The following is a 9,831-nucleotide window of genomic DNA, read 5'->3' as shown; positions in this document are numbered from 1 at the left end:
TCCACCACTGTGAATGCCAGTGGGAAGACTGAGACTAAAATACTCTCGTTTTCCATGATTATGGCATTTTCAAAAGTATCAAACTAGCCGCACTGACACTGAGCGCTTACGTTTTTTTTAGCCGGTCTAAACAGACCGGCATTTTTAGTATATCCTCAAAAATCACATTTTCAGATCATGGAACTTACTACTTTTATAAAACCAGATAATATCATAACGCTTATCGGATTGATCGTTGTCTTTCTAAGGAGTGTTAGAGTCGGTTCTTCGACTGAGTTCTGCCAGATTCACTTTATCCGGCGAGAACTTGTCGCCCTGTTCTGTCTTCAACTGTTGCAGAGCTTGTGCTATAGTGTCATTGCCTATCATCAATAGAAAGGAACTTAAAAATCATGCCAGCGATCAGCGTACTAATAAAACCATCATCCGGAATGTGCAATTTACAATGTGACTACTGTTTCTACTGTGACGAGACAGAGAAGCGCCTTCAAGCATCATATGGTTTTATGTCAGAAGAAACATTAAAAAATGTGATTCGCAAAACAATTCTTCGCGCAGAAGGAATGATTTCATATGTGTTTCAGGGTGGTGAACCCACTCTACGCGGATTAGATTTTTATAAAAAAGTCATCGAATATGAACACCAGTACAATCGACATCATATTCAAGTAAATAACGCGTTGCAGACAAATGGCTATCTAATAAATGATGAATGGTGTCAATTTTTAAAAGATAATAACTTTCTAGTCGGCTTGTCCATAGATGGCATACCCGAAACTCATAACCTGTACCGCCATACTAAAAATGGTGAGCCCACATATGATCAAGTTTTAAAATCTATCGATTATTTGCAGAAATATAACGTTGATTTTAATATTTTAACAGTAGTAAACCAAAAGGTTGCGAGTTCCATTGATGCGATATACGCATATTATCGCAAGAAAGGCTGGCACTACCAGCAGTACATTGCCTGTTTAGATCCATTAAACGAGCCTCATGGGCAGAATCCCTATGCTGTAACTCCGCAGCAATATGGAGAATTTTTGATTTCACTCTTTAGATTATGGTATAAAGATTGGAAAAATGGATGTGCTCCATATATACGACAGTTTGAGAATTACATCGGCATTCTTCTAGGATATCGGCCAGAGTCATGTGACCAGTGTGGTATCTGTAATATTCAAAATGTTGTAGAAGCAGATGGCAGTGTATATCCATGTGATTTCTATGTTTTGGATTTATACTATTTAGGTAACTTCAATCAAGATCAGTTGGATGACATCGATCGTCGCCGGAAGAAAACGGATTTTATATCACGTTCTCAAAAATTAAAACCAAGTTGCATTCAGTGCCAATACCATTATGTTTGCCGTGGTGGTTGCCAGCGGAATAGAGATTTTGATTCCACTCTTGGTTTATATGAAAACTATTTCTGTGAAAGTTATCGCATGTTTTTTGACGCATGCTTAGGTGATATGAGAACGGTTGCCGAATCTATCAGGTCACATTCTTAATATACACTCATACCTAATTTTTCCTTAAAAACAGCACTGCTTAAGCGGTGCTGTTTTTCTATGCATCAAATCAAACTGGTAATTACTTTTAAAAATCCAGCCATAATCATAACACTTATCGGATTGATCTTTGTCTTTCTAAGGAGCAATAGCGCAAACATAAATATGCCAACCATCACCCACTTTGTATCTAGTAATGTAGTTTGTTCATTTCCCCAAAAGGCAGTTATAAGAATCAAAACGCCTGAGGATGCAATCATCGCCACGACTGCAGGGCGGAGAGAATGGAGTATTCCCTGAAGCATATCCAGTTTTCGGTATTTCAGATACAGCTTTGCCAATATCGTAACGATGATGCAGGAAGGCAGAATACATCCCAGGGTTGCAACGACTGCTCCGGGTACTCCGGCAATTTTTAAGCCAACAAAGGTGGCTGAATTAACAGCTATCGGGCCCGGTGTCATTTGTGATATGGTAATCAGATCTGTAAACTCTGCCATAGATAGCCATCCATGCGTTGTCACTACCTGGCCTTGAATCAGCGGCATTGCGGCATATCCACCGCCGAAGCTAAACAAACCGATCTGTATAAAGCTCCAGAATAACTGTACATATATCATTTGGCCACACTCCTTTTATAAAGAAAAGTTCGTATAGCGCCAATAGCACCACATACAAGCACGATGTAGATGACGTTAACACCAAATATACATGATGCTGCAAATGCTGCCGTCATAATAATGAGCGACATGACATCCTTCTCTTTTACGATTGGGATTCCCATATCAACTGTGACGGAAGTAATAACTGCACCTACACCGGCCTGCATGCCCTCCAGCATCTGGCTGATAAACCAATTGCTCCGAAAAGCATTATAGAACATAGAAACCATGGATAGTATGATAAAGGGTGGCAGAATCGTTCCTAAAATAGCCACGATAGCTCCTGGAATGCCCGCTAACTTATACCCTACAACGATTGCTCCATTTACAGCGATAGCTCCCGGGGAGGATTGAGCGATGGCTACCAGATCCAGCATTTCATCTTCTTCGATCCAATGGTAGGCATCCACGAATTTTTTTTTCATCAGCGTAACAATGACATACCCTCCACCGAAAGTAAAAGCACTTAAATAGAGCGTCGATATAAAGAGTTTCCAAAGAATATTTTTTCTGTCTTTCACCTTCAAGCCTCCACTTTCTTTGTATTAATATAAAAAAGGTGCGACTCAGTTTTTCAGAAATCGCACCACTTTAATGATATTTTTTACAATTTAGTTCACTTTAATGCTGCATAATCTGCATCCGTATAGTCCTTTGTCGGATCCCAATTTGAGAACTCCAAAGAATTATAATCCATTCCAACAGCTTCGCACACACGCTTCCATTCAGTCGTCGTACCGTCGGCAAGTGTTTTTAACGAACCATCATAATCCGTGATACTCTTCGCAATAATACCCTGTACGATGGCGCCAAGACTTGGCTGCACATCCTTTACTTCAGCATAAAAGCTATTCGCTTTTTCATCACGCTTAACAAGTGTAGGAACAACCTTAGATGTCTCTTGTGCAATCGTATAGTACTCCTTCATATGCTCATTCGTCATGTACTTCTCATTAATCTCCGGAATACAAGATACGAAGCTACCACTTTCAACATTACTCTGCTGATATCCAAAATCCTCATCGTATAATGCCATCAGGTATTCTGCCGCTTCCTTCGGATGCTTAGACTGCTTATAAATACCCATCCAAGGCGAGAGCTCACCAGCCTGAACATAGGTATTGCTTGTTCCATCCGGTACCGGCACTGCCATTACACCGTAATTTAATCCAGGATTATTCGCGTCCCACTGTGATACACACCACATACCCTGGCACAGGAAGGCCGCCTGACCCTGTGCAAATAATTCTCTCGCTTCTGGGGCGCTGATATTAATGGTGTCTGGGTGTATGCTGCCATCATCCACTAAGCCCTTAATGAGCCCCATCGCCTCGCGCATCGCCTCGCTGTCATAAGGTGCTACTCCATTATCCGTTAATACCTTTTGTGTAGCAGCGATTTTGCCTCCTGCGGCGGCAGCAAGAGAACGAGCCATAACATCCATACGATTCATCTGCTTTCCACCATCGATCAGACCATAAGCATTGCCTTTTCCTGCTTCCGTAACCTTTTTACAAGCCTCTCTAAACTCTGAATAAGTACTTGGGACTTTCGTAACGCCAGCCTGCTGCAAAAGATCCTTATTATAGAAGAATAGACACTGAATTACTGGCATCTGTTCTGTAACCGTATACCAGTCATCACCTATATCTGTCACTCCCTCTGCAAAAGATGCAGGATCAAATTTAGATCTGAAATCTTCAGTCACATAATCATTAATCGGCTGAAACCAGCCCTCAGCAACAGCTGTATCCAATGTAAGTCCTACAGGAATTGGGAAAAGGTCCGGGCCATCACCAGATTTAATCATCGTTACAATAGTATTTTTAAACTGATCTACCGTAAGCATCGTATATTCAATCTTAATATTCGGATGGGCTTCTTCAAATTTCTTATGGAATTCCTGTCTCTGTGTTGCAGATCCATCACTCCAATCGACAACACGTAAAGTGATCTGCCCATTGTCACTAGTTTCTTCCTGTGCAGCATTATTCGCTCCAGTTGTCTCCGTGTCACTACCGCTCGTCGATGGCATCGCTCCACATCCTGCCACAGTACTGAACAGCATCATGGTTGTCATCAGCACTGCTCCGATTTTTTTTAACTTCATCTTTGTTCCTCCCTTTGAGAAAAATAATAGTTCACTTTTTTAGCTCTTTACTGCACCGGCAATTCCTTCGACAAAGTGCTTCTGCATAAAGATAAATAGAATAATAACCGGGATTACAGCAATCGATCCTCCTGCCGCAATACCTGTCCAATCCACCGTATTTTCACCCTTGAAGGCATAGAGGCCAACTGCCAGCGTTCTGGATGCAGGGTTATTCAACGTTAATACCAGTGGCAGCATAAACGCATTCCACGCCCAAATCGTTTCCATGATGACAACCGTTGTTGCTACAGGCTTGCAAAGTGGCATCATAATATAATAAAACGTTTGGAAAAAGTTACATCCATCGATCTTTGAGGCTTCTTCAAGTTCATTCGGTACCGACTGAAAAAAGCTTGTGAACAGTAACAAGAAAATAACATGAGCTCCACCCGCCTGAGATAGAATCAGTCCAAGTCTAGTACCGACTAAATGCATTTCCTTCACAACTTCGTAAGTCGGGATAATCGTACTTACCAGAGGGATCGCGATACTGCCAAGAAAAACTCCCATACACAGATTTCTTCCAACGAATTTATATCTTCCCATGGCATATCCGGCCATCATCGTCATGATTAATACGATAACGACAGAAAAAATCGTAACTATAATGGTATTGATGAAATAGGTTCCGAAATCGGCCTTTTGCCATATACGTATGAAATTCTCTACGGTTGGAAGCTTTGGAATCAAGCCTAACCGATTCTGAAAAAATTCATTTTGACCTTTAAATGAAGCTGAAATCATCCACAGGAATGGATAAATCCAGAAAAAGCCTACAGCCAACAATAAGGCATGCTTAATTACTGACTTTGTAATATGAATCATTTTCTCCTTGCTCAACTTACTCACCCCCTACTGTGCATGATTCTGTAAGCGACTCTTAATAGCATTCAGAATAACGCCAACCACAATTACGGTGCCTCCAAAGAAAAGGGCTGCAGCACTTGCATAACCTAATCTTGGCATTCCGATTTCGCTCGAGAATGCGGTACGGTATACATATGTAGCGATAACATCGGTAGCATAAAATGGTCCGCCCTCCGTCATAGTTTTGACAATATCAAAAACTTTCAGAGAATTGATCGCGCAAAGAATAGCAATAATGCCACCGGTAGGTGCAATCAACGGCAATACAATGTGAAAAAAGGTCTGTCTTCGGTTGGCACCATCAATAGTGGCTGCTTCATAAACATCCTTTGCAACCCCCTGAAGTCCCGCGAGCCAATAAATCATATAGGTGCCGCAATCCTTCCAGAGGGAGATGATAACCAGTGTCGGCATAGCATACTTCGCATCTCCAAGGAAATTCACCGGAGCTTTTAAAATGTGCAGCATAACCAGCAGATGATTCACTGGTCCTTGTACTCCAAAAATAAAAATCATAATGATTCCCACAACCGAAGCAGTTGTAACAACTGGTATAAAGTACATGGTTCTGTATAAACCACGGCCTTTCATGCGTTCATCATTAAGCATATAAGCCAAAAATAAAGATACAGCGAGTTCGAGTGGAACAATCATCGCCATATATTTGAAACTGTTAAAAAATGCATTCCAGAATAACTCATCCTGCAGTAATTCCTTATAGTTCTGAAGTCCGATGAAAGCTGCATTAGCTGTCATACCTGACCAGTCCAGAAGTGAATACTGAATACTGCAAATAATTGGGTATCCCTGAAATAGAATATAAAAGCCTACTGCCATCGCCATAAACAACCAGCACCAGGCATTCATCTGGATCTTACCTTTGAGTTTAATTCGTTTGGTTTCAGCACTGATATCACTTTGCACTCTCGTCATTTTGATCCCCCATTTCATAAAGGTATTTGCTTCTGACGGCTTCCTTCATAGGCAGGCCTGTATCATAATCCAATTGCCTAGGTTCGTACTCCTCATCTTCCCTCTGCCTCGTAAAGCCTTCATTGTCCCATCTAGGGACATATCCCTTATTCCACGGCCTTAATGACCATTGGTAGCCACGATACAAATCTCTCGTGTCATTCATATGCTTTATCAACTTATCATGAAGCTTATGAATCTGATCCAGATAAAGAGGATTGTCAATTTCATTTACCATCTCGTCCGGATCCTTGATTCGATCATAGAACTCATCTTTATCCAGTAAATTGATTGCAAGTTTATGATCTTCCGTGACGATTCCGCGCATCATCTGCAAGCCACCAAATCCATCATGATCAATCTCGTATCTTGTAAACTCCGTATAGACTTCATGATTAATCGCTTTACTTACATCATGAATCTGCGGCAACATGCTCTTTCCCTCCATGAGCTTTGGTACTGGGAAGCCGAAAAAGTCCATAAGAGTCGGAGCTATATCAATATGTGATGCTGGCGCAGTAACAACCTTTCCTTTTTCACCGCCTTTGATAATGAGTGGAATGTTTGTTACCTCATCATATATCGCCGCATTTTTTGAAAATAATCTATGTGCACCAAGCATATCCCCATGATCAGATGTATAAATGACCATGGCGTCTGGTATCAGTTCGTGTATTGCATTTAGAACTCTTCCCATTTCATAATCCACAAAAGAGTTGCAGCCCAAAAACAAAGCGAGTCCGCTGGAAGCATGATTGATTTCGTCTTCACTGGCATTAAGTTTATCTCCTGCCCAAAGCTTCTGCATAAGAGGTTTATCCGACAGACTATCGGTAAACTTAGCAGATGATTCAAACTTAAAGTCCTTGTACATCGTATTATATGGTGCCGGGCATAAGGATGGGCCATGCGGTTCATCGTAAGACACCGTCAGGAAAAAGTCCTCGTCTTGATACTGATTTACAAATTTGATTGCTCGATCTGAACATCTGTGCGCATATGTAAAGGTTTCAGAAAAATCCGGTTTGTAGGATTCTTCAGGCTGTCTTGAACGTAAGCGCTCATCCTCACTCAATTCGTCAAGATAGCATTTCATATCATACCAATAGTCTTTGTCCCATCCTTCTGGCGCACAACCGTGTCCAAAATAGTCGCCTCCATCCAGATGCCACTTTCCAACATAGCCACACTTAATACCATGATCCGATAATCTCTGCCCAATCGTTTTAACGTTTGCTCCTAGCGGAACGCCATTTGTCACCATCCCGTTAGAATGCGGAAATGTTCCTGTAAAAATAGCGCTTCTTGCTGGTCCACACACCGGCTGACAAGTATAGGCATTTTCATAGCGAATACCTTCATTAGCTAAAGCATCTAAGTTAGGCGTACTCATCTTTCGATTTCCATAGCAGCCGACCATGTCTTTTCTTGTTGTATCTGTCATTAATAAAACAACCTGCTTTTTCAACGACTTTTGCCTCCTCCCTGATAGATTCACTACATCTATGTGGCTCCATAGTATTTCATATGACTTTGTATAGCCATTTACATAATTACTTTTCATATGGATTTTCCTGCTTTCACACGATATACTGGTACTAACAGGATAACAAAGGAGCTTGATGATAATGATAAATATAAGTGGGCACTTTCGAAATGAGCGAACTCAGCTTGGCTTTTGTAATATGGATATTCCTCTTATGGTGAATTGCTGTGGAAAACAGATTTTCCAGACTCAGGACTATTTCTGTAATCGGGAGAAAGGACGTCTGGATTATCAGATAATATATGTATTCCGGGGAGAGGGCCATTATTTCATAGATCATCACTGGATAACCCTTGCGGCTGGAAATATTGTGCTGTATCGACCAACAGTACCTCAATTCTATTCATACTTTGCAAAAGAAAAGCCTGAAATATACTGGATTCATTTTACAGGTAATCAATGCGAAGAGCTTCTGAAGAAATATGATATACGCAATTGCTACATCGGAGAAAACCAATACTTGAAGCTACTGTTCCAGGATATCATTAATGAACTGCAGTTAAAAAAGCCACAGTATGAAGATATCATTCTACATGATTTCTGCCTTTTGCTCTGTTCCATCAGTCGCTCATTCTGTTCTCTCTCAAAGCCTTACGAAAACAATTTTTCCATCGACCGCCTGCTTTTAGAGCTGAATTCTAAATATGCTGATAACTGGACTTTATCTACGATGGCAGATTACTGTAAACTAAGCAAAAGCTACTTCTCGCACACTTTTCGTAAGCGTATGGGTGTTTCTCCGGTTCAGTACCTTAATACGCAACGTATTGAAAAAGCAAAGGAGTTTCTGCTTTCAAATTCCATGAGTATTTCAACCATAGCTCGATTAGTAGGATTCGATGATCCGCTGTATTTCAGCAGAGTATTTAAAAAACACACTGGAATTGCCCCTCAGATGTTCTATCAAAAAGTTGGAAACGCAAATACGCCGGAATGGTTTCTTCAACAACCACCAAAGTCATAGGTACTCTCTAAATTATTCACTTACAGATGGACTGTATTTTTAACACGAAGCACAGTCAAAGATTGAGGCTGTGTATAATATAAAATCAGATGTCTGACGGCGATTTTTTTACCGTTCAGACATCCGATTTTTATATTTTATCTATGATTTAAAGAGGTTATTCTGTCTTTGCACAGTTCTTCTCTGCCAATTTCGGAATATCACCAACACCATTCAGCACAATGCTTGGACGATAAGCATAGGTATCAAGTGTATCACGAGTAGATACGCCAGAAAGAACAAGTACAGTTGACATACCACTTTCCATGCCAGAAATGACGTCTGTATCCATACGATCGCCAATCATCACGGCTTCTGCAGAATGGCACCCAAGCAAGCGCAGTCCTGTCCTCATCATTAATGGATTCGGCTTTCCGCAAAAATAGGCTTTTTTACCGGTAGCCATCTCAATCGGGGCTACTAAAGCACCGCACGCAGGGGCAATTCCATTTTCAATTGGTCCTGACACATCCGAGTTTGCGCCAATCAGCTTTGCACCATTAAGAACAAGATTTGTTGCTTTAGTTAATGTATCGAGTGAATATGCTCGCCCTTCTCCTACAACAACGTAATCCGGATTAACGTCATTCATCGTCACCCCCGCATCATAAAGTGCATTCAAAAGTCCTGCTTCGCCAATAGCAAACACAGAACAGCCCGGTGCCTGCTGCTTTAAAAATGCTGCCGTCGCTAAAGCACTCGTATAAAAATGCTCTTCTGGTACATCGAGTCCCATACGCGCTAACTTCTGGTTCAGTTCTCGTCGAGTGTAGCCACTATTATTTGTGAGAAATAAATACTCCTTATGCTCCTCCTGCAACCACTGAATAAATTCTCTGACACCTGGTAGGATTTGATTCCCGTGGTAGATCACACCATCCATATCGCAAATAAAGCCCTTGATTGCAGTAAAGTCTATTTCAGAAAGTCGTTCCATAACACTGTTGTTGCTGATTTCATGAGCTGTCACGAAACTGCTCTCATGAGTTGTCGCTGACCTGCTAAGTTTTGCGTCATGAATGTTGTATGGTTTATCGCCGCCGGAGGTCGTCTTCGGCGGCGTTCGCTTACTCATTCACAACCAACATTTCGTGTTCTGCCACATAGCTGACCAT

9 protein-coding genes are annotated in these 9,831 nt (G+C 41.3%); 2 read left to right on the top strand and 7 right to left on the bottom strand.

The window, feature by feature from the left end; all coding sequences use genetic code 11:
* Nucleotides 1–392: 392 nt before the first annotated feature.
* Nucleotides 393–1,514, top strand: coding sequence for an anaerobic sulfatase maturase (locus tag ACTNC3_RS10865; protein ID WP_441227442.1), 1,122 nt, complete (start codon nt 393–395; stop codon nt 1,512–1,514).
* Nucleotides 1,515–1,579: 65 nt separating this feature from the next.
* Here the strand turns inward: ACTNC3_RS10865 and ACTNC3_RS10860 are convergent, their stop codons facing one another.
* The 6 genes from ACTNC3_RS10860 to ACTNC3_RS10835 form a co-directional block, all read right to left on the bottom strand.
* Nucleotides 1,580–2,134 carry a chromate transporter gene (locus ACTNC3_RS10860; RefSeq protein WP_441227441.1) on the bottom strand — a complete coding sequence of 185 codons (555 nt, stop codon included), beginning with the start codon at nt 2,132–2,134 and terminating at the stop codon, nt 1,580–1,582.
* Entirely contained in the window at nt 2,131–2,697 is a 567-nt protein-coding gene (locus ACTNC3_RS10855) for a chromate transporter (protein ID WP_441227440.1), read from the bottom strand. The genes ACTNC3_RS10860 and ACTNC3_RS10855 overlap by 4 nt, the downstream gene beginning before the upstream one ends.
* Nucleotides 2,698–2,792: 95 nt before the next feature.
* Nucleotides 2,793–4,286: an ABC transporter substrate-binding protein gene (locus tag ACTNC3_RS10850; RefSeq protein WP_441227439.1), complete on the bottom strand. Its 1,494-nt coding sequence runs from the start codon at nt 4,284–4,286 to the stop codon at nt 2,793–2,795.
* A gap of 39 nt (nt 4,287–4,325) precedes the next feature.
* Complete coding sequence (locus tag ACTNC3_RS10845) at nt 4,326–5,153, bottom strand: carbohydrate ABC transporter permease (RefSeq protein ID WP_441227444.1); 828 nt, start codon at nt 5,151–5,153, stop codon at nt 4,326–4,328.
* 27 nt (nt 5,154–5,180) lie between these two features.
* A complete protein-coding gene (locus ACTNC3_RS10840) occupies nt 5,181–6,128 on the bottom strand; it encodes a carbohydrate ABC transporter permease (RefSeq protein ID WP_441227438.1) in 948 nt (315 codons plus the stop codon).
* Complete coding sequence (locus ACTNC3_RS10835; protein ID WP_441227437.1) at nt 6,109–7,635, bottom strand: sulfatase-like hydrolase/transferase; 1,527 nt, start codon at nt 7,633–7,635, stop codon at nt 6,109–6,111. Before ACTNC3_RS10835 ends, ACTNC3_RS10840 begins: the two co-directional genes overlap by 20 nt.
* Nucleotides 7,636–7,795: 160 nt before the next feature.
* Here ACTNC3_RS10835 and ACTNC3_RS10830 point away from each other — a divergent pair, with 160 nt between their 5' ends.
* Nucleotides 7,796–8,677, top strand: a complete 882-nt coding sequence (locus ACTNC3_RS10830) for an AraC family transcriptional regulator (RefSeq protein ID WP_441227436.1) — start codon at nt 7,796–7,798, stop codon at nt 8,675–8,677.
* Between the two features lie 157 nt (nt 8,678–8,834).
* On the opposite strand, the gene ACTNC3_RS10825 is transcribed toward ACTNC3_RS10830, so the two are convergent.
* Complete coding sequence (locus ACTNC3_RS10825) at nt 8,835–9,653, bottom strand: HAD-IIA family hydrolase (RefSeq protein WP_441227443.1); 819 nt, start codon at nt 9,651–9,653, stop codon at nt 8,835–8,837.
* Nucleotides 9,654–9,831: the final 178 nt, after the last annotated feature.

The sequence above is a fragment of the Oribacterium sp. HCP3S3_B9 genome, assembly GCF_052064255.1.
GTDB lineage: Bacteria > Bacillota > Clostridia > Lachnospirales > Lachnospiraceae > Oribacterium.
This window is presented reverse-complemented; position numbering and strand designations above follow the sequence as displayed.

What these genes read in the sequence shown, in the direction of transcription:
- ACTNC3_RS10865 (WP_441227442.1), top strand. Translation starts at nt 393, where the DNA reads ATGCCAGCGATCAGCGTACTAATAAAACCATCATCCGGAATGTGCAAT.
- ACTNC3_RS10860 (WP_441227441.1), bottom strand. Translation starts at nt 2,134, where the DNA reads ATGATATATGTACAGTTATTCTGGAGCTTTATACAGATCGGTTTGTTT.
- ACTNC3_RS10850 (WP_441227439.1), bottom strand. Translation starts at nt 4,286, where the DNA reads ATGAAGTTAAAAAAAATCGGAGCAGTGCTGATGACAACCATGATGCTG.
- ACTNC3_RS10845 (WP_441227444.1), bottom strand. Translation starts at nt 5,153, where the DNA reads ATGATTCATATTACAAAGTCAGTAATTAAGCATGCCTTATTGTTGGCT.
- ACTNC3_RS10840 (WP_441227438.1), bottom strand. Translation starts at nt 6,128, where the DNA reads ATGACGAGAGTGCAAAGTGATATCAGTGCTGAAACCAAACGAATTAAA.
- ACTNC3_RS10830 (WP_441227436.1), top strand. Translation starts at nt 7,796, where the DNA reads ATGATAAATATAAGTGGGCACTTTCGAAATGAGCGAACTCAGCTTGGC.
- ACTNC3_RS10825 (WP_441227443.1), bottom strand. Translation starts at nt 9,653, where the DNA reads ATGGAACGACTTTCTGAAATAGACTTTACTGCAATCAAGGGCTTTATT.